Consider the following 19,484-nt stretch of genomic DNA (forward strand, 5'->3'; position numbering starts at 1 on the left):
ACAGGTGAGATTTTCACATGCAGCACATGACTACGGCACAACTTAGGCAACAGTTTTTAGACTTTTTTGCCAGCAAACAGCACCAAATTGTCCAATCGGCTTCACTTATTCCGGGTAACGATGCCACGTTGTTATTTAACAATGCCGGCATGGTTCCTTTTAAGGATGTGTTTTTAGGCGCCGAAACTCGCCCTTACACGCGTGCTACAAGTGCACAGCGTTGTGTGCGTGCTGGTGGTAAACATAACGATTTAGAAAACGTAGGTTACACAGCGCGTCACCATACATTTTTTGAAATGCTAGGTAACTTTAGTTTTGGCGATTACTTTAAACAAGACGCTATTAAGTTTGCGTGGGAGTTTTTAACTGAGGTTGTTAAATTACCACAAGAAAAACTACTTGTTACTATTTATCACGACGATGAAGATGCATTTGGCTTTTGGCACAATGATATTGGCCTAAGCGAAGATCGTATTATTCGTATTGCTACCTCAGATAACTTTTGGTCAATGGGCGATACTGGCCCGTGTGGCCCGTGTTCTGAAATATTTTACGATCACGGTGAGCACATTTGGGGTGGTCCTCCGGGCTCGCCTGAAGAAGATGGCGACCGCTTTATCGAAATTTGGAACCTTGTATTTATGCAGTACAACCGTCAAAGCGACGGTACTATGGAGCCGCTGCCTAAACAATCTGTTGATACAGGTATGGGCCTTGAGCGTATAGCTGCCATTTTACAAGGCGTGCATTCAAACTACGAAATCGACTTATTCCAAGGCTTAATTGCAGCTGCGGCAAGTGTAACTAACGCACAAGATTTAAACGATAAATCGCTACGCGTAGTGGCGGATCATATTCGTTCGTGTGCGTTTTTAATTTCTGATGGTGTTATGCCATCAAACGAAGGCCGTGGTTATGTATTGCGTCGTATTATTCGTCGTGCAGTACGCCATGGTAACAAGCTTGGTGCACAAGGTGCGTTTTTCTATAAACTGGTTGCAGCGCTTATTGAACAAATGGGCCAGGCTTACCCAGAGCTTGCAAAGCAGCAAGAAATTATCGAAAAAGTACTGCGCATTGAAGAAGAACAATTTGGTAAAACCCTTGAGCGTGGCTTAGCTATTTTAGAAGAAAGCCTAAGCGAGCTTAAAGGCGATGTTATTCCTGGTGATTTAGTATTTAAATTATACGACACCTATGGTTTCCCCGCTGATTTAACGGCCGATGTAGCCCGTGAACGCCAAATGACAATAGACCATGCAGGCTTTGAAGAGTGCATGGCTGTACAGCGTAAAACAGCGCAGCAAGCTGGTAAATTTGGTGCCGATTATAACGAGCAATTAAAGTCAGAAAAACACACTGAGTTTAAAGGCTACGACAGCACACATCATAGCGCTACAGTAGTAGAAGTGTTTGCAAATGGTGAGTCGGTTTCTATTTTAGAAGACGGCCAACAAGGCATTGTGGTACTTAACCATACGCCATTTTATGCAGAATCTGGTGGTCAAACAGGCGATACCGGTACCATTACTGTTGCAGGTGGCGAGTTTACAGTGACTAACACTACTAAGCTGGGTAATGCGTTTGCGCACCACGGTAGCGTACAAGGGCGCATTGCGGTTAACGATAAAGTAGATGCAACTATTGATGATGCACGCCGTGAACGCATTAAGAAAAATCACACAGCTACGCATATTTTACACGAAGCACTGCGCCAATTATTAGGTGAACACGTAAGCCAAAAAGGCTCGCTGGTTGAGCCTGAGCGTTTACGTTTTGACTTCTCACACTTTGAAGCGGTTACTAAAGACGAACTACGTGAAATTGAGCGTGTAGTTAACGATGAAATTCGTCGTAACTTTGCCCTAAACACTGAGCTTATGGCGATTGATGACGCTAAAGCAAAAGGGGCAATGGCGCTGTTTGGCGAAAAGTACGACGATGAAGTACGCGTAGTAACCATTGGTGATTACTCAATTGAACTGTGTGGCGGTACGCACGTAGAGCGCGCGGGTGATATTGGCTTATTTAAAATTGTATCTGAAAGCGGTATTGCTGCAGGCGTGCGCCGTATTGAAGCAGTAACAGGCGCAGATGCAGTGGCGTATGTAAGCGAGCAAGAAAAACAGCTAAACGATGTAGCGGCGCTGGTAAAAGGTGATAGCGCATCGGTACTTGAAAAAGTAACTGCGCTTCTTGAAAAGTCTAAAGGCCTTGAAAAGCAAATTGCACAGCTTAACGATAAGCTAGCCAGTGCAGCGGGTGCGTCTTTACTTGATTCGATTGTTGAAATTAATGGCGTTAAGCTATTAGTGGCAAACGTTGAAGGAACTGAATCTAAAGCGCTTCGTGGTATGGTTGACGATCTTAAAAACAAGATTGGCTCAGGTGTTATTGCACTGGGTGTTGCCAGCGGCGAAAAAGTAAGCCTAATTGCCGGTGTAACGAAAGATTTAACCGGTAAAGTTAAAGCCGGTGAGCTTGTAAACCACATGGCAGGCCAAGTAGGCGGTAAAGGGGGCGGTCGCCCTGATATGGCACAAGCGGGTGGTTCACAGCCTGAAAACCTAAACGCCGCGCTTGAAAGCGTGACAGCCTGGGTAAGCGAGAAAGTTTAAGCTTACGTGGCACTTATTGTCCAAAAGTTTGGCGGCACTTCGGTTGGCTCTATTGAGCGAATAGAAGCGGTCGCCGACCTTGTTGTTAAAACTAAGCAACAAGGTCATCAAGTGGTTGTGGTTCTTTCGGCCATGTCGGGAGAAACCAACCGCTTAATTAACCTCGCCAAGCAAATAGATACTCGCCCGAGTAGCCGAGAATTAGACGTACTTATTAGCACTGGAGAACAGGTTTCTGTTTCGCTCCTTGCTATGGCTATTATAAAACGTGGCCATTCGGCTGTAAGCCTACTAGCCGATCAGGTTAATATTCAAACCGATAACATGTTTGGTAAAGCCCGTATTGAAGAGGTTGCTGCGACGCGTTTAAAGCATGAACTTGAGCATAATCGGGTTGCGATTATTGCCGGTTTTCAGGGGCGCGATGTAGAGGGCAATATTACAACCCTTGGACGTGGCGGCACCGATACCTCTGCGGTAGAAATAGCCGCGGCAATAAAAGCCGATGAATGTCAGATCTATACCGACGTTGATGGCGTATACACTACTGATCCTCGTGTAGAACCAAACGCACAGCGAATGCGCCATGTAACGTTTGCCGAAATGCTAGAGCTGGCAAGCTTAGGCGCAAAAGTATTGCATATTCGTGCTGTTGAGTCGGCTGGTAATCATAAAATGCCGCTAAGGGTGCTTTCGAGTTTTGAGCCCGATGAAGGAACGCTAATAAGTTTTGAGGAGAGCGATATGCCAACTAAGGTTGTGTCGGGGATTGCGTTTAATCGTGACGAATGCTTGATAAAGGTACATGGCGTACCATACTGTGTTCATTCTCTTACAAAAATTTTGAAACTTTTTGCAGAAAATGGCATCGAAATAGATATGATTAGTCAAGTTAATCATAACTTTGAAAAAATAGACTATGCTTTTACTGTGCATTCAAATGACTATTTGCAAGCACACGATTTACTAACTCAACAACAGGTAAATCTGCAGGCTGATAGCATTTCTAGTGATACAACAGTTGCAAAAGTGTCGGCTGTTGGCATAGGAATGAAGTCTCACAGTGGTGTAGCGCATCAATTTTTTGATGCATTGGCGCAAGAAGGCATACACATAGTTTTAGTATCGACGTCTGAAATCAAGGTATCGGTTTTAATTGACGAGAAGTATTTAGAACTAGCAGTAAGAGCGTTACACTCAGAATTTTTAACAGAAAATGGATAGTTTGGGAGTTTTTACTTACTTTTCAATCAATTTTTCATTAAAATGGTCAAGCGGAATCTTATAATTTATTGGAACATGGGAGCAAGAGAATGCTAATACTAACTCGTAGAGTAGGTGAAACCCTAATGATTGGTGACGAAGTAACTGTTACTGTATTAGGTGTTAAAGGAAATCAAGTTCGAATTGGTGTTAACGCACCTAAAGACGTTTCAGTGCATCGTGAAGAGATTTACATGCGTATACAAGCTGAAAAGTCTAACCCTAATCCGGGCAATGCTTAATCAACACGTATACTTAGCTGAGTAATGCACTTAGCTATACCAAAAGCCACTCATTGAGTGGCTTTTTTGTTTATAAAATCGCGCATTTCATCGGTTAATACACTGCTAGAAATATATTGCATACCTTTATTATGGTGCACTAAGTAGCCGTGGTTGGTTTTAATAATATGGGTTATTTCTGCCCACTTAAATGTATGGCTTTTATAGTGGTTTTCGGTGCTAATAGCGTCATCGGTAAACGAAAGAGTAACCGTTGAGCCCGAAGCACGACTAAACATTTGGCGCGTAACCCACCAAGGCCTGCGGTAATAAAAGGCAACGCATTCTAATACACCCAGCATTATTAAAAATGTACCTAGGTAATGATCGTCCATAGCGTAAATACTAATTAAACCTAAGCACACCAGTAATGCCAGCAAAAAATACTTTGGCTTGGCTGCTTTACTATAAGAGTGGGACTCGTCAAAGCATTCGTAGTAGTAGGGTTTATCGAGTGTGTAAGTGGTGCTCAGTGCCATAATTGCTAATAAGTAATAGTTTTCGCTATTTTAACAAGCTAGCGTAAAAATCACACCCGTTAATGTAGGCTATGCATTTTAAGAGTTAGAAGCCGCTTTTTATTAGCGCACAAAAAAACGGCTTATTAAAAGCCGTTTTTTACGTTACCAAACAGATTAACAGTTAGTTTCTTCTGCGTTAACGCCTTCTTTTACATTTTCACATGCATCTTCAACAGAGTTTTGCACGTCAGTTACTGCTTCATCAATACGCTCACCTGCTTCTTCTGCGTGGTTGTCTTCACAACCCATCATAAAGAAACCTGCAAATACGGCGATTAGTGCTGCTTTTAAAGTTGTTGAGTTCATAATGTAATTCCTTGTATATGTTGATTGTTTAGTGTTTTAAGTATGTTAGTAGCTACCTGGGCGATTTACCGCGCAGCGCACCTGAAACTAAAGAAATCACTAAAAGTACTAAAAAGATAAAGAATATAATTTTTGCTATACCAGCTGCGGCACCTGCGATACCACCAAAACCTAACACTGCAGCGATTAAAGCAATAACTAAAAATGTAATTGTCCAGCGTAACATTGTTTTCTCCTTGGTTATCAAATTCGTTCGAAAGTAATAATGCCAGTTGCGTGCCAGAGTTTAATTTTATTAATTTTCAATATGTTATGGTTTTTTGAGCGAAGATTGTAAATTTAGGATTGGTAAGTTTTACGTTTAACGATGTAACTTATTCACACTATTGTAAAGAGAGTAAAAAAATAAATATTTTTTGCGCGCTGTTTCACTAATCTTGGTAAGACCAATTTACATTTTAGCCCAAACTGATTTTTTACCTGCCGTTTAACTTACTATTTTTTATAGTTTTTAAGTTTTTTTGGGTTTAACCATATAACCTTTGCCTATAACGGTTATTTTTATCATCTATATCTAAGCTAATTTAACCCTATATTAGCTATGTTAACTATTGTGACTGTATGTTAGTTTAATTTTAATTGGTTTTACCAATTGACAGGTGGTGGACAAAGTTAAAAGTTTTGTTATCATTCGGTGAATAATTATTTAAATAAAGCGGTTTTTTATATCGCTATATAGTGCAGGGGGAGAAAAATGGATATAGGAGCTGTACTCACAACCGCAGGTAGCTTGATGCTTACGGGCATGGTGGGCGTGTTTGTATTTCTTTCAATATTGATTGGTGCTGTGTCACTCATGTCTAACTTGGTTGCTCGTTTTGACGAGGCTGAAGTTGCAATACCGGTTAAATCACCATCTTTAAAATCTCAAGGTGTGCCAAACGAGCACATCGCTGCTATTAGTGCTGCCATTGCTCAGTACAAATCAAATAATAAATAAGAGGCACACATGGCTAAATTAAAATTAACAGAACTTGTTTTACGCGATGCTCATCAGTCTTTACTTGCAACCCGTATGCGCTTAGATGACATGCTCCCTATTGCTAGCAAACTTGATGATGCCGGTTATTGGTCTATTGAGTCGTGGGGCGGCGCTACGTTTGACTCGTGTATTCGTTATTTAGGTGAAGATCCGTGGGAGCGTATTCGTGCCCTTAAAAAAGCAATGCCGAATACTAAACAGCAAATGCTATTACGTGGGCAAAATTTATTGGGTTACCGCCACTATGCCGATGACGTGGTAGAAAAGTTTGTTGAGCGTGCCCACAAAAATGGTGTAGATGTATTTCGTATTTTTGACGCCATGAACGATGTACGTAACTTAGAAACGGCAATTAAAGCGGCTGTAAAAGTAGGTGCCCACGCGCAAGGTACTATCTCTTATACTGTAAGCCCAGTGCATACCCTAGATATGTGGTTAACCCTTGCAAAACAGCTAGAGGATTTAGGTTGTCACTCTATTTGTATTAAAGATATGGCAGGCTTATTAAAACCATACGATGCAGAGCAACTTATTAAAGGGCTAAAAGAAACCGTTTCTATCCCTATTGCTATGCAGTGCCATGCAACCACAGGTTTAAGTACAGCTACGTATCAAAAAGCCATTGATGCAGGCATTGATATGCTTGATACCGCAATTTCTTCAATGAGTATGACTTACGGTCATTCAGCTACAGAAACCATTGTAGCAATTGTTGAAGGAACGCCCCGCGATACCGAATTAGATTTAAACCAGCTAGAAGAAATAGCGGCTTACTTTAGAGATGTACGTAAAAAGTACGCTGCCTTTGAGGGGAGCCTTAAAGGTGTTGATGGCCGTATTTTACTCGCGCAAGTGCCTGGTGGCATGTTAACCAACATGGAAAACCAACTTAAAGAGCAAGGCGCAGCAGATAAGCTAAATGAAGTATTACTTGAGATCCCACGCGTGCGTGAAGATTTAGGTTTTATTCCGCTAGTTACTCCAACATCGCAAATTGTAGGCACACAAGCAGTACTAAATGTGCTTACGGGTGAGCGTTATAAAACAATTACCAAAGAAACCGCCGGTGTTTTAAAAGGCGAGTATGGTTTAACACCTGCACCTATGAACAAAGAGCTGCAAGAGCGAGTGCTTGATGGCAGCGAGGTTATTACGTGTCGCCCTGCAGATAATATAGCTCCAGAGCTTGCATCGCTTGAAGCAGAGCTGCAAAAAGAAGCGCAAGAACAAGGTTTAACACTTGCTGATGAGCAAATAGATGACGTGCTTACCTATGCATTATTCCCACAGGTTGGCCTTAAATTTATTAAAAACCGTAACAACCCAGATGCCTTTGAAGCAGTGCCAAGTGCTGATGATGCAAACGCTAAGCCTGCATCAAAACCTGCAAGCAACAAAGGTGTTAGCGCTGAGCAATACAGCGTTAAAGTTGACGGTAAAGTTTACGATGTAGTGGTTGCGCAAGGTGGCGAGCTTAAAGAGGTAACGCTAAAAGATTCAGAGCACTTACCACAATCAGCATCTGTTGCATCAGGTGAAACACTGAATGCGCCACTGGCAGGTAATATTTTTAAAGTAAAAGTAAAAGCAGGCCAAGCCGTAAACGAAGGCGATGTGGTTGTTATTATGGAAGCGATGAAAATGGAAACCGAGGTTCGTGCAATGCACTCAGGTACTGTGGCTGAGGTCTTAGTGTCTGAAGGTGATGCTGTGACAACGGGCGATGCAATTATAGCGATGGCGTAGGAGTAGCTTTAATGGAAGGTCTTTTAAACCTTTGGCATGCTACCGGCATTGCTAACTTTACGTTTCCTGGCTTAATAATGATTGCGGTAGGGTGTTTGTTGTTGTTTTTAGCCATTGCTAAAAACTTTGAACCCCTATTACTGCTGCCGATTGGCTTTGGCGCAATACTGACTAATATTCCGGTTGCTGGGCTTTCTGACCCAGGTGGTTTGCTTTATTACGTGTACTACGTAGGTATTGATACGGGGATTTTCCCTTTATTAATTTTTATGGGAGTAGGGGCGCTGACTGATTTTAGTGCGCTTATTGCCAACCCGCGTATGTTATTACTGGGTGCAGCCGCGCAGTTTGGTATTTTTGCCACCTTGTTTGGGGCAATTTTATTAAACTATGTACCTGGCTTTGAATTTAGCTTACAAGATGCCTCAGCCATTGCCATTATTGGTGGTGCCGATGGCCCTACAGCTATATTTTTAGCATCTAAGCTTGCCCCTGATTTACTAGGTGCCATTGCGGTTGCTGCTTATTCTTACATGGCGTTAGTGCCAATTATTCAGCCGCCTATTATGCGCGCATTAACTACACCTGATGAGCGTGCTATTAAAATGCCAGAGCTGCGCAAAGTATCTAAAAAAGAGAAAATAGTATTTCCTTTAATGGTACTGAGCTTAACCGCTATGTTTTTACCAGCGGCTATTCCCTTAGTAGGTATGTTCTGTTTAGGTAATTTAATGCGTGAGTCTGGTGTTGTGGATAGGCTTAGTAACAGTGCCCAAAACGAAATTATTAATATAACCACGATATTTTTAGGTTTGGCAGTGGGCTCTAAACTAGCGGCTGATCAGTTTTTAACTGTAGAAACCATTGGTATTTTGGTGCTCGGTGCGCTGGCATTTGCTATTGGTACAGCGTCGGGTGTGTTTATGGCAAAAGGCCTTAACAAGCTTTCTAAAACACCTATTAACCCTTTAATTGGTGCTGCGGGTGTATCGGCAGTACCGATGGCGGCGCGTGTAGTTAATAAAGTTGGGCTTGAGAATAATCCACATAACTTTTTACTTATGCATGCTATGGGGCCAAACGTAGCTGGAGTGCTAGGAAGTGCCGTAGCCGCAGGTATATTACTGGCGCTTGTTGGCTAGTATTTAGGATTTAATCCAACCGATTAGCGCAGTTTACTGCGCTTTTTTTATGCCTATAAAACTGCACGTATTAAAGTTTGTTTGCAGACGTGTTTTTGTTTACAGTGAGGGCTATGCACACTAATAAGGATAGTCATCATGCTTCACACCCCTTTGGCAAAATATTTACCTCATGTTAGTAGACTCGTTTTTGGCTGTATGGGCCTAGGCGGCGGTTGGAATAAAGACGCCATTACTAAGGCTCACTTAAAGCAAACTCACGAGTGTATTGATGCAGCCATAGCTGGCGGCATTAACTTTTTTGATCACGCCGATATTTATACCTTTGGCAAAGCCGAGCAGGTATTTGGCCAAGCACTAGCTGAGCGACCAGAGCTGCGCGAGCACATGTATATTCAATCTAAATGCGGTATACGCTTTGAAGATGATAAAGGCCCTAAGCGTTACGACTTTTCGGCCAAGTGGATTGAAGAGTCAGTTGAAGGTTCACTTAAACGTTTAAACACCGATTACCTTGATGTGCTTATGCTTCATCGCCCTGATCCGTTAATGGAAGTAGAAGAAATTGCACAAGTATTTAGCTGTCTTCAAGAAAGCGGCAAAGTACGTAATTTTGCCGTATCGAACATGCAGCAGCACCAAATGAACTTTTTACAACACGCCCTAGATATGCCAATTGTTGCTAACCAAATTGAAGCAAGTTTACAAAAACACCAATTTGTTGATGAAGGTGTTTATGCAGGTAATGCAGATGGAAAAGATCTGAACTTTACACCGGGCAGTGTAGAGTATTGCCGCCACTTTGATATTCAAATACAAAGCTGGGGGAGTTTATGCCAAGGGCTATACACAGGGGGCGATTTCACAAATGCATCGCAAGCCGATATAAATACCAGCATACTCGTAAATAAGCTTGCTGCACTTTACGATACAACGCCTGAGGCAATTGTTTTAGCTTGGTTATTACGCCACCCTGCATTAATACAGCCAATTATTGGCACAACGAACGTTGAGCGTATTGTAGCGTCATGCGGTGCGCTAAATGTTACGTTAAGTCGCGAACATTGGTATGCATTGTATGTAAGCGCCAAAGGCCATGAATTACCATAATTAAGGTTTAGGAATGAATATATTTGTTATTTTAATTTGCTTGTTTGTCGCTCTAGCGGTGCTGATACCTTTGCTTGAAAAGTACCAAGGTAAAATGGGGTTGGATGGCGCAACCAAATACAGCAAATATATTTGGCCGCTGGTTATGGTTTCTTTAGTCGTACAGCTAATTTATGTATTAATGAATTAGGGCGTGTTGAACTTTGATGGTTGAATTTGCAGCAGTGTGTTTGGTTTTTAGGCAAGGCAGAGCCTATGAAGTGTGGTTATTCCCCATAAATAGGCGATAACGCAGCATAAATGCCAAACATGCGCTGCCCTTCGGGTTCTGCCTAGGGGCGATAAACTCTTTGTTACTCGGTTTTTACTTAGCCCACTAGGTTACAAACCTCGCGCCGCGATTTAATCGCCCCTAGATTGAACAAATTTCAATCCGCAAAGGTCAACACGCCCTAATAAATTAATAAAAACACAAAAAAGCCTTTGCAGGTTAACCCTGCAAAGGCTTTTTTAGTATCTATAACTTATACGTTACTTAAATGCTAGCTGTAGTTCGCGATTGCGTTCAAGCTGTGCAATAAAGTTTTCGGCAATAGGTTTAAACTTAGCAAGTTCAGAGCGTGGTAATGGCTCAGACTTAGGTAACTTAACGGTTTTAGGATTACGGTGTACACCATTTACTAAAAATTCGTAGTGTAGGTGCGCGCCTGTTACACGGCCGGTAGAACCCACGGTACCAATTTTGTCACCTTGTTTAACCTTTTGGCCTGTTTTAACAAGCTTTTTGTTAAGGTGTAAGTACTTAGTTACGTACTGTGTGCCATGGCTTATAAATACGTAGTTACCATTGTACTTACTGTAACCTGCTTTAATTACTTTACCGTTACCCGAGGCTACAACCGGAGTGCCTGTACGTGCTGCGTAATCAATACCACGGTGCGCTCTTACTTGCCCTGTTACCGGGTGTAAGCGACGTGGGTTAAAGCTCGAGCTAATATATTTAAAGTTTACCGGCGCACGTAAAAATGCTTTTTTCATGCTGCGCCCTTCAGGCGTATAAAAACTGCCGTCGGTATGGCGAATAGCCGCATAACGCTGGCCCTGGTTTATAAATTCTGCCGCAATAATTTTACCAGTGCCAATAAACTCGCCATCAACATAATGCGACTCGTAAATTAGCCCAAACTGATCGCCCTTACGAATATCGTTGGCAAAATCCACATCCCAACCAAATATATCAGCAAAGTTCATTATTTGGCGCTCGCTTAAGCCTGCAGCAATTGCTGAGGTCCAAAAGCTGCTAGAAATTTCGCCACCGGCTGTTTTGCTCAGTGTTTCAATTTCTTTGCTATCTATTGATGTGTCGTAATTACCTTCGTCATTTAAGGTAACAAACAAAGTATCTGTTTTTGAAATAACATAACGAAGTTGAGCTAAATCACCGTTTTCTGCTGTTGCAAAACTAAGTATTTCACCTGGGTGAATTTTAGTTAGTTTGCGTGTTTCAGCATTGGTGTTAATTAGCTTGTGAAGCGTTTGCGCTGAAAAGCCAGCACGCTTGAAGATAATTGCTAAGTTATCGCCGTTTTTAACTTGGTGATCGACTAAGTCGTATTCTGGCAGCTTTTCTGCTGCTTCTGGCGAATTTAATTCAGTTAATTTTTCGTTGTCTTCAACTTTAACTTGTAACTCGTAACGCTTACCAATTTCTAGTGCATTTGCACTATTGTCTTTGGATGCAGTCGCTTTTTCTGAAGGAAGAAAGGCTAAGCCAACAATAGCAGAAACCAAACCTAGAATAAGCAATTTGTGTTTTTTGGGAAGCGTGTTAACCACGTGAACCATAACGTGCCTTTTCTGCTGTCGTGAAAATAAAATATATATTAATGCAGGATATACGTAATAAGGTACGAATACTAGTAAATAAAGCTAAAAGCCCCGCAAATGTTAGTAAAATGACAATTTATAGTTGTTTAAGTTTATCGATTTAAACTGTTTCTAAAGTGCGCTAAAATCGGCGTTTAAACACCATTTCTAATTGCCTAACACAGTGAGACTAAGCTTATTGAGTTTAGTTGCATTATTCGCATAAAAAATTGTTTTAATTAGGTAGAAATTTGTTATGTTAGCAACATAAGTGCTTTTGGTTTAAATCTGTTTTAAACCCTTATGTAGCAAGTCATCTAGTTGCCCCTTCGTTGGCAGAATTTTGGAGTAATACACAGTGGATTTACAAACCGCTCTAGCAGAGATAAAACGCGGTGCAGAAGAGATATTAATTGAAGACGAATTAGTTGAAAAACTAAAGTCGGGCAAAAAGTTAAAAATTAAAGCCGGTTTCGATCCTACCGCGCCAGACTTACATTTAGGTCACACTGTACTAATTAATAAAATGAAAACCTTTCAAGATTTAGGTCATGAGGTTATTTTCTTAATTGGTGACTTTACCGGCATGATTGGCGATCCAACAGGCAAAAATGTAACACGTAAACCACTGACCCGTGAAGATGTACTTGCCAATGCTGAGACTTATAAAGAGCAGGTTTTTAAGATTCTAGACCCAGCTAAAACCACCGTAGCCTTTAACTCTTCGTGGATGGAAAACCTCGGTGCCGCAGGTATGATCAAACTTGCAGCTAATCAAACTGTAGCGCGTATGCTAGAGCGTGACGACTTTAAAAAGCGTTACGGCAGCGGCCAACCCATTGCAATTCACGAATTTTTATACCCACTCGTACAAGGTTGGGATTCGGTTGCACTTGAGTCAGACGTAGAGCTTGGTGGTACTGATCAGCGCTTTAACCTTTTAATGGGTCGCGAGCTTCAAAAAGTAGAAGGTCAAAAGCCTCAAACAGTATTAATGATGCCATTGCTTGAAGGTACTGACGGCGTTCAAAAAATGTCTAAGTCGCTTGGTAATTACATTGGTATTACTGATGCGCCAAACGATATGTTTGGTAAAGTAATGTCGATTAGCGACGTACTTATGTGGCGCTACTACGACTTACTAAGTAGCTTATCAATCGAAGAAATTGCAGCGCAAAAACAACGCGTAGAGCAGGGCACTAACCCGCGTGATATTAAGATTGAGCTGGCGAAAGAGTTAATTGCACGTTTTCACAATGAAGAAGCTGCGCAAGCAGCACACGATGACTTTATCAAACGTTTTCAGAAAAAAGCGCTACCTGATGAAATCCCTGAGCTGACAATTACGATTGCAGAAGAAGTTATTTTAATTGCTAACTTACTTAAAGAAGCTAATTTAGTAGCCAGTACTTCTGAAGCAATGCGCATGATTAAGCAAGGTGCAGTAAAACTTAACGGTGAAGATAAAATCACTGATACAAAACTTGAAGTAGCAAAAGGCACGACCGCTATTTACCAAGTAGGTAAACGTAAGTTTGCCAACATTACTGTAGCGTAAGCGCAGTTAAAACTAAAAAACCAGCTTAGGCTGGTTTTTTTGTGCGCGTATTTTGGCTGCTAAAAAACCACTAAATCAGCTTTAATATCTCAATACTGATAATAACTAACAGCCAAAATGCACGCGCTTGGTTTAATCTATTTATGATCACAGGCACGTCTTCGGCTTTTGGGAGTCGCTCGGTTCCAATTCGCATTTTATTAAAACGCTTACCAAAATAAACCGCAGGGCCGCCTAGCTGTACGCCAATAGAGGCGGAGAACACACTTAAAATCCACCCTGTATTTGTTTGGTAAAAGTGTCTGCCATAGTGCTTTATGTAATGCATACTTTGTTTACTGGCTTTGCTTGCGGCAATGGTTAATGCAAGTAAGCGTACGGGGATAAATTCGATTATAAACAAAAGTATTTTAAGCGGTTTTAAAAAGTGGCTATTAGGTGAAATATCGGTGCGCCAAGCATGCTGCATTAAAGTCAGTAGCCGATACGCTAAAGCGGCAATTGGCCCAAGTAATAAAAATATAAATATAACGGTAAAGTAATTACGGGCAGTTCGTAAAATTAAGCTTTCAATTAAGGCTTTAATAATACCTGGCGCTGAGAGCTTATTGACCTCTCGGGCAAGCAGTGGCTTTACGAGTTCACGCGCGGTAGATTTTTGGTTTTGTTTTACTAACTTTGCAACACGCAGGGCTTTTTTTTCAATCGCTTTGCTTTCTAGGCACAAATATAAAATGAGGCCCGCTAGCAGCTCAGGATAAAAGGCAAATTCAAGCAGTAACACAATAATAATAAGAATAACGCTTAAAACTAGCGCACAGGCAAGAGTGGAGGCTAAATAAAGGTAATTTTTAGGCTCACTTGGTTTATAAACCCGTTTTCCTATAGCACTAAATACAGCGGTTAATACTGTATTAGGGTGATACCAGCTTTTTAACGGGAAAAAGCGCTCAGCAATGAGCGCCACAAAAAAGGCAATAAAGTCCAAATGGTTTTGAACAATATTGCTTAGCATTTACAGCGTAACTTTTGTTAGTTTTTCCAATAGTGCAACAACCATTTTTGATGAATTGATTGATGCAGTCTCTAGGTATTCTTCAAACGATTGCGGCGACTCTTTACCGGCAATGTCAGACATAGAGCGAATAACCACAAATGGCGTATTAAGCGCAAAACACGTTTGTGCAATAGATGCGCCTTCCATTTCTACTGCAAGCATTGTAGGAAAGTCGCTGCGTGCTTTATCAATTCGTACTGGATCACACATAAATGAATCACCCGTACAAATTAAGCCGACTAAGGTTTTTACTTCGCTAATTTGCGCAATGGTTTGCTCGGCAGCTTCAACTAGTTTTGGGTGTGCGGCAAAGCCTGCTGGCATTTGTGGAACTTGGCCAATTTCGTAGCCAAAAGCGGTTACATCTACATCGTGATGACGTACTTCTGAAGAGATAACAACATCGCCAACACTTAGAGAGGGATCAAAGCCACCGGCAGAACCTGTGTTAATAACACAATCAGGATTAAAGTTATCAATTAATAACGTGGTTGCAATCGTTGATGCCACTTTACCAATACCCGATTGCACAAGTGTTACAGTATTACCTGCTAATTCGCCTGTGTAAAAGGTAAACCCTGCTTTAGTTAGCACTTGTGGGTTTTGCATTGCTTCACGTAAAATTTTAACTTCTGGCTCCATTGCGCCAATAATACCAACATTCATAGTGTTTGATTCCTGAGTTTGAATACGTAGATTATACGTGAAGTTAGCAATAAAAAACAAAAAAGCGAGCTGTTTTACGGCTCGCTTTAAATACTTTTAGGAGAGTATTTAATTCTATTTTAAATTTCGGCTAACGCAGTGGTTTGCGCTTTAGCCTGAGAAGGTGACAATACCGCAGGTTTACTTACACGATTACGTGTTGGACGAGCCGATTGCACCGCTGCAGGTTTGCCTAATTTAAACATAATTGCATCGCGCACCTCAGAAGGGCGGTAGCCTGATTTTACTTTCATACGAATATGTGGAATGCCAGCGGATTCTAAAGCGCCGTTTACAAACCAGTCGCGCTGCGCTTTGTGGCCATCTTTATTGGCGTTGTTAACCAAATCGACCGCAGCCACTATCGTCATTTTCTCTTTATCTACCAGCACAAAATCGAGTTGCTTATTTTTAGCTTTAGCTAAAGCTGCACGTTTTGATTTAGCTGAGAGGCCTTGCTTGCAGTCGATTACATCGATGAGTTTGACGCGGCTCACAATTTTGTATTGATCGCCTACCGCACGCTCTAAAAGATTTAAAAATGCACCCTCAACCTGTGTAAACACGGTTTGTTTGCGGGTAAAAGGATAGGGATTGCCGCCATCATCACTAAATTTTGACGCAACCACAGAGGCCCCAACCACTAATACTAAAATTGATAATAAAGCGAATTCCATACGGTAACTCCATAACAACAAATTGACACTGCTCAAGTAAAGCAATTTACGTGCCTAAAAATTGGTTGTTATGGCTAATTACCGTATGTATTTATTATTAATGCAGCAGGGCTGTTAGGCTTTGTAACCGCCCTCAATTCCTTTAACGGCAATAGCGACTGCATCATGCGCATGGAGCGATTCGTAATGATTGATTTGTAGCCAGTAATCACTAAAGTTATCGTTTTCAAGAACCGCTTTAATTTTACGTGCAGCATCTTCACAAAACATTAAATTTTGACCGTTAAGGCGGGCAAATTCTTGCTCATCTTCACGTTTTACTGCCGCTTGTACGGGGGTTTTTAGTTCAGCTTCTAATGTATCAATTAAATTTACAACGTCAAATTCACTAATTGTGTTGTCTAGCTTTACTTTAACGTTTGCAATTGAGCGCTGTGAGTGAGGCGTTGCCACAATACCCTGCGTTGTACCTAGCCATGCTAAAACATCTTTTTGATTAAGTGTTTCTTGATTAAACTTTTCGCTAAAAGCATTTTGAATAAGTTGGCGAGCAAGTGCTGCAGAGCATGGACAGGTTGATGAATAAGTAACATCAACGCTTAGCTCGTAGCTAATTACGCTATTTTCAATAGTGCTGGTTAGGGTGATTGGGTAGCTTTTCCAACCTGCTTTACCGCTTAATAACGATTTACGACGCAGCGGTAACTCAAATTTAAACTCTATTTGGGCTTTGTCACTTAATCCTTCGTGGCTGGTGATAAAGGTATCGAGTGCTTGAGCTAAAGTTTGTGGGTTAACTTGTTGCTCTGTAGAGAGTAAATCAAGCGCTAAAAATAAACGCGACATATGAATGCCTTTAGCGTCTTCTTTATACAAATTAACAAAGGCACGCGCTTTTGCGTTAACGGTAACGGGTGCTAAATCTTTCGATTCAAAAATAAATGGCAGTTCTATTTCGCCCATACCAACCCAGTCTAACTTACCTGTTTGTAAGGCGGGAGCCGTATCAGCTATATCGGGCATGTTGGTTTGCATGTGCGCTACTCGTTATTGGTCATAATAAAGCGCAGCATTTTACACTAAATAATTTATTGCTGAAATGATGAGTTTAACAAGTAGGCAAAAGTAAACATGAAAATTTTCTGTTTTTGTCGCACAACATGAATATAGCTAATAGAAAAATGCTAAAATCTGCTGCAAAATGCGTTTGACTATTAATAGGCACTTTTTATTTATGCCTAGTAACGAGATACACTGACCTATGACCGATTCTTCTTTGAGCCCTTGGGCTCGAGTACTTTCTAGTTTAATAACTCGCTTTGGTGAGTTAAAAACCGCGGCAATGTGCTACGCGCTTTTATTAGGCGTGTCGCTTATATTGTCGAGTATGTTTTATTATGTGGCACTGGGTGAGGTTAATTTAGTTGATATTTTAGCTGTGGTATTTTTTACCGCGGTTGTATCTCCGTTTATGATCAGTATTTTACTCAACTCGATTAGACAATTAGATGCCTCATACGCTTATTTAGACAGCGCCACAAAACAAGAAAAGCTGTTTAATCAAACATTAAAAGATAATATTAACCGCCTCAACATTGAAATAGATGAGCGAAAAATGGCTTTTCATGCCAAGCATCGCGCCATTGAAGAGCTTCGCCGCGAAATAGCAGAGCGTAAAAAAACACAACAAGAACTAGCTCAGCAAGGCATGCTTCTTCGCTCTATTGTCGACTCTTCCCCCGATTTATTTTATTACCGAGATAACAACGGCGTGTTTGCCGGCTGTAATAAAATGTTTGAAGAGGTTATGGGCAAAACCAGTGCTGAACTAATTGGTAAAACAGTGGAACAGATTTTCCCTAGCTACTTTTTAGCAGAAGTACTCAGAACCGATAAACAAGTCGAGCAAACGCATCAAGCGCTGACAATTGATGTTGAATATATGGTTAATGGCGAAAACCGTTGGTTTGAGCTGCGTAAATTACCGTTTATAAACGATCAAGGTGACTACATAGGTTTGCTTGCATTTGGCCGTGATATAACCAGCCGTAAAGAAGCAGCACAAGCGCTTGAAACAGCCTATAAGGATAAAGGTAAGTTTATAGCAACGCTTAGTCATGAGCTGCGCACGCCATTAAATGGCATTGTAGGTTTAACCCGCATGCTGCTTGATACAGAGCTTAATAAGCAGCAACGCAGTTGGTGTAATACGGTGTTTTCGAGCGCTGAAACCTTAGGTAATATTTTTAACGATATTATAGATTTAGATAAAATAGACCGAGAGCAGTTAGATATAGCAACCGACTCTATTAACGTTTCAGACTTTATTAACGATGTAGTGAACTTTGCAGGTTTAATTGCTGAACAAAAAGAGCTTGAATTTTCAATTGAGCGAAATGGCACATTAGATGTTTATGCACTCCTAGACCCAACGCGTTTGCGCCAAGTGGTATGGAACTTAATTAATAATGCCGTTAAGTTTACCCAGCATGGCGAGGTAAAACTCACATGTAGCCGAGAAGAGCGTAACGATGGACCGTGGCTTGAACTTAAAATATCAGACACAGGGCAGGGGATCCCAGAGGATCAACTCTCGCGCATATTTGATATGTACTACAAAGCCCCAGATTTAAGCGGTAAAAACGCGATTGGCTCAGGCATTGGTTTAGCCGTAACCAAAGCGTTGGTCAGTGCAATGAAAGGCACTATTTCGGTAACCAGTACAGAAGGTGAAGGCAGCTGCTTTACAGTGCACATACCGCTTAGCTTATGTGTAGCGCCTACCGAACAAAGCTATGCAGGTAGAGGTTTATATATTTTACTTGTAGAGGATGTGCCATTAAATGCTGAAATTGCGACTAACCTGTTAGAGCAGCGCGGCCATGAAGTGATTTGGGCCGAAACAGGTGAAGATGCACTCTCGTTTGTAGAAACCGAAGACGAGCTAGATTTAGTACTACTTGATATGCAACTGCCCGATATAAATGGTGATGAGGTGGCAAGACAAATACGTGCCGATAGCCATTTTGATAAATTACCTATCGTTGCGCTTACAGCGAATGTACGTAGCGCCGAAGAAGACTTAGAAGGTATTTCGGTGCAAGGGGCGCTTGCTAAACCCATTAATACAATAAAGCTTGATAAAATGCTGGCTGATTTGTTTGATATTCAACAAAGTGAATCAGACAAACCGCTGCTAACGGTAAGTAAAGAAGCGCTTGAGGGCATTAATGCAGGTGTGCTTGATGTTGAAACCATTGAAGACTTTGTAAACTCTATGGGGCTTGAAGTATTTAAGCGCAGCAGTGGTTTGTTTGAAAAACTAAACCCGCAATATCAGCAAGAGCTGCAAAGCGCTTTAAATGAAAACGACAGGGAAGAGTACAAATCGGTGGCGCATAAGCTTAAAGGTGCTGCGGGCTCTGTAGGATTAAATGACGTACAGTTACATGCTAAAAAGATGGAACACGGTGCGCTTGATGAATCAGATGAAGTACTAAAAGAATGGTTAGATATATTGGCAGATAAAATAAATGAAGGACAAATTGCCCTTCATTCGTTTTTACAATTATTAGAGTAAGCGGTTTACTCT

18 protein-coding genes are annotated in these 19,484 nt (G+C 41.3%); 10 read left to right on the forward strand and 8 right to left on the reverse strand.

The annotated features are described in order from the left end of the window. Nucleotides 1–17: 17 nt before the first annotated feature. The 3 genes from alaS to csrA all read left to right on the forward strand — a co-directional run bounded on the left by alaS (nucleotide 18) and on the right by csrA (nucleotide 4,123). Entirely contained in the window at nucleotides 18–2,618 is a 2,601-nt protein-coding gene (gene alaS, locus EJ103_RS03090; protein WP_055254821.1) for an alanine--tRNA ligase, read from the forward strand. A gap of 6 nt (nucleotides 2,619–2,624) precedes the next feature. Then, a complete protein-coding gene (locus tag EJ103_RS03095) occupies nucleotides 2,625–3,842 on the forward strand; it encodes an aspartate kinase (protein WP_024031600.1) in 1,218 nt (405 codons plus the stop codon). Between the two features lie 89 nt (nucleotides 3,843–3,931). Beyond that, complete coding sequence (csrA, locus tag EJ103_RS03100) at nucleotides 3,932–4,123, forward strand: carbon storage regulator CsrA (RefSeq protein WP_004587515.1); 192 nt, start codon at nucleotides 3,932–3,934, stop codon at nucleotides 4,121–4,123. 50 nt (nucleotides 4,124–4,173) lie between these two features. Here csrA and EJ103_RS03105 read toward each other — a convergent pair whose 3' ends face one another. From EJ103_RS03105 to EJ103_RS03115, 3 genes are all read right to left on the reverse strand, one after another. Next, nucleotides 4,174–4,641, reverse strand: coding sequence for a YcxB family protein (locus EJ103_RS03105; RefSeq protein ID WP_126005995.1), 468 nt, complete (start codon nucleotides 4,639–4,641; stop codon nucleotides 4,174–4,176). A gap of 156 nt (nucleotides 4,642–4,797) precedes the next feature. Further along, nucleotides 4,798–4,989, reverse strand: a complete 192-nt coding sequence (locus EJ103_RS03110) for a hypothetical protein (RefSeq protein ID WP_004587517.1) — start codon at nucleotides 4,987–4,989, stop codon at nucleotides 4,798–4,800. A gap of 52 nt (nucleotides 4,990–5,041) precedes the next feature. Next, nucleotides 5,042–5,215 (reverse strand): DUF1328 family protein, encoded by a 174-nt coding sequence (locus EJ103_RS03115; RefSeq protein ID WP_002961939.1) that lies wholly within the window; start codon nucleotides 5,213–5,215, stop codon nucleotides 5,042–5,044. A 528-nt stretch (nucleotides 5,216–5,743) separates the two neighbouring features. Between EJ103_RS03115 and EJ103_RS03120 the strand changes: the two genes are divergently transcribed. The 5 genes from EJ103_RS03120 to EJ103_RS20125 all read left to right on the forward strand — a co-directional run bounded on the left by EJ103_RS03120 (nucleotide 5,744) and on the right by EJ103_RS20125 (nucleotide 10,219). Beyond that, on the forward strand, nucleotides 5,744–5,989 hold the full coding sequence (locus tag EJ103_RS03120; protein ID WP_024031602.1) for an OadG family transporter subunit: 246 nt from the start codon (nucleotides 5,744–5,746) through the stop codon (nucleotides 5,987–5,989). A 9-nt stretch (nucleotides 5,990–5,998) separates the two neighbouring features. Then, on the forward strand, nucleotides 5,999–7,777 hold the full coding sequence (oadA, locus tag EJ103_RS03125; RefSeq protein WP_126005997.1) for a sodium-extruding oxaloacetate decarboxylase subunit alpha: 1,779 nt from the start codon (nucleotides 5,999–6,001) through the stop codon (nucleotides 7,775–7,777). A gap of 11 nt (nucleotides 7,778–7,788) precedes the next feature. Then, complete coding sequence (locus EJ103_RS03130) at nucleotides 7,789–8,919, forward strand: sodium ion-translocating decarboxylase subunit beta (protein WP_004587520.1); 1,131 nt, start codon at nucleotides 7,789–7,791, stop codon at nucleotides 8,917–8,919. Between the two features lie 138 nt (nucleotides 8,920–9,057). Beyond that, a complete protein-coding gene (locus EJ103_RS03135; RefSeq protein ID WP_126005999.1) occupies nucleotides 9,058–10,029 on the forward strand; it encodes an aldo/keto reductase in 972 nt (323 codons plus the stop codon). Nucleotides 10,030–10,042: 13 nt separating this feature from the next. Then, the gene (locus EJ103_RS20125) at nucleotides 10,043–10,219 is read left to right on the forward strand and encodes a hypothetical protein (protein ID WP_004587522.1); all 177 of its coding nucleotides are present in this window, start codon (nucleotides 10,043–10,045) and stop codon (nucleotides 10,217–10,219) included. 341 nt (nucleotides 10,220–10,560) lie between these two features. On the opposite strand, the gene EJ103_RS03140 is transcribed toward EJ103_RS20125, so the two are convergent. Beyond that, nucleotides 10,561–11,874: a peptidoglycan DD-metalloendopeptidase family protein gene (locus EJ103_RS03140; protein ID WP_126006001.1), complete on the reverse strand. Its 1,314-nt coding sequence runs from the start codon at nucleotides 11,872–11,874 to the stop codon at nucleotides 10,561–10,563. Between the two features lie 379 nt (nucleotides 11,875–12,253). On the opposite strand from EJ103_RS03140, the gene tyrS reads away from it, so the two are divergent. Continuing rightward, nucleotides 12,254–13,453 (forward strand): tyrosine--tRNA ligase, encoded by a 1,200-nt coding sequence (tyrS, locus tag EJ103_RS03145; protein ID WP_126006003.1) that lies wholly within the window; start codon nucleotides 12,254–12,256, stop codon nucleotides 13,451–13,453. Between the two features lie 70 nt (nucleotides 13,454–13,523). On the opposite strand, the gene ampE is transcribed toward tyrS, so the two are convergent. The 4 genes from ampE to folE2 form a co-directional block, all read right to left on the reverse strand. Continuing rightward, nucleotides 13,524–14,468 (reverse strand): regulatory signaling modulator protein AmpE, encoded by a 945-nt coding sequence (gene ampE, locus EJ103_RS03150; RefSeq protein WP_126006005.1) that lies wholly within the window; start codon nucleotides 14,466–14,468, stop codon nucleotides 13,524–13,526. Further along, on the reverse strand, nucleotides 14,469–15,176 hold the full coding sequence (gene mtnN / locus EJ103_RS03155; protein WP_004587526.1) for a 5'-methylthioadenosine/S-adenosylhomocysteine nucleosidase: 708 nt from the start codon (nucleotides 15,174–15,176) through the stop codon (nucleotides 14,469–14,471). 119 nt (nucleotides 15,177–15,295) lie between these two features. Further along, entirely contained in the window at nucleotides 15,296–15,892 is a 597-nt protein-coding gene (locus tag EJ103_RS03160) for a DUF2726 domain-containing protein (protein WP_024031608.1), read from the reverse strand. A gap of 114 nt (nucleotides 15,893–16,006) precedes the next feature. Next, complete coding sequence (gene folE2 / locus EJ103_RS03165; RefSeq protein WP_126006007.1) at nucleotides 16,007–16,927, reverse strand: GTP cyclohydrolase FolE2; 921 nt, start codon at nucleotides 16,925–16,927, stop codon at nucleotides 16,007–16,009. A gap of 226 nt (nucleotides 16,928–17,153) precedes the next feature. Between folE2 and arcB the strand changes: the two genes are divergently transcribed. After that, complete coding sequence (gene arcB / locus EJ103_RS03170; protein ID WP_126006009.1) at nucleotides 17,154–19,472, forward strand: aerobic respiration two-component sensor histidine kinase ArcB; 2,319 nt, start codon at nucleotides 17,154–17,156, stop codon at nucleotides 19,470–19,472. The last annotated feature ends 12 nt before the right edge of the window (nucleotides 19,473–19,484 follow it).

Source organism: Pseudoalteromonas sp. Xi13 (assembly GCF_003952205.1).
GTDB lineage: Bacteria > Pseudomonadota > Gammaproteobacteria > Enterobacterales > Alteromonadaceae > Pseudoalteromonas > Pseudoalteromonas atlantica.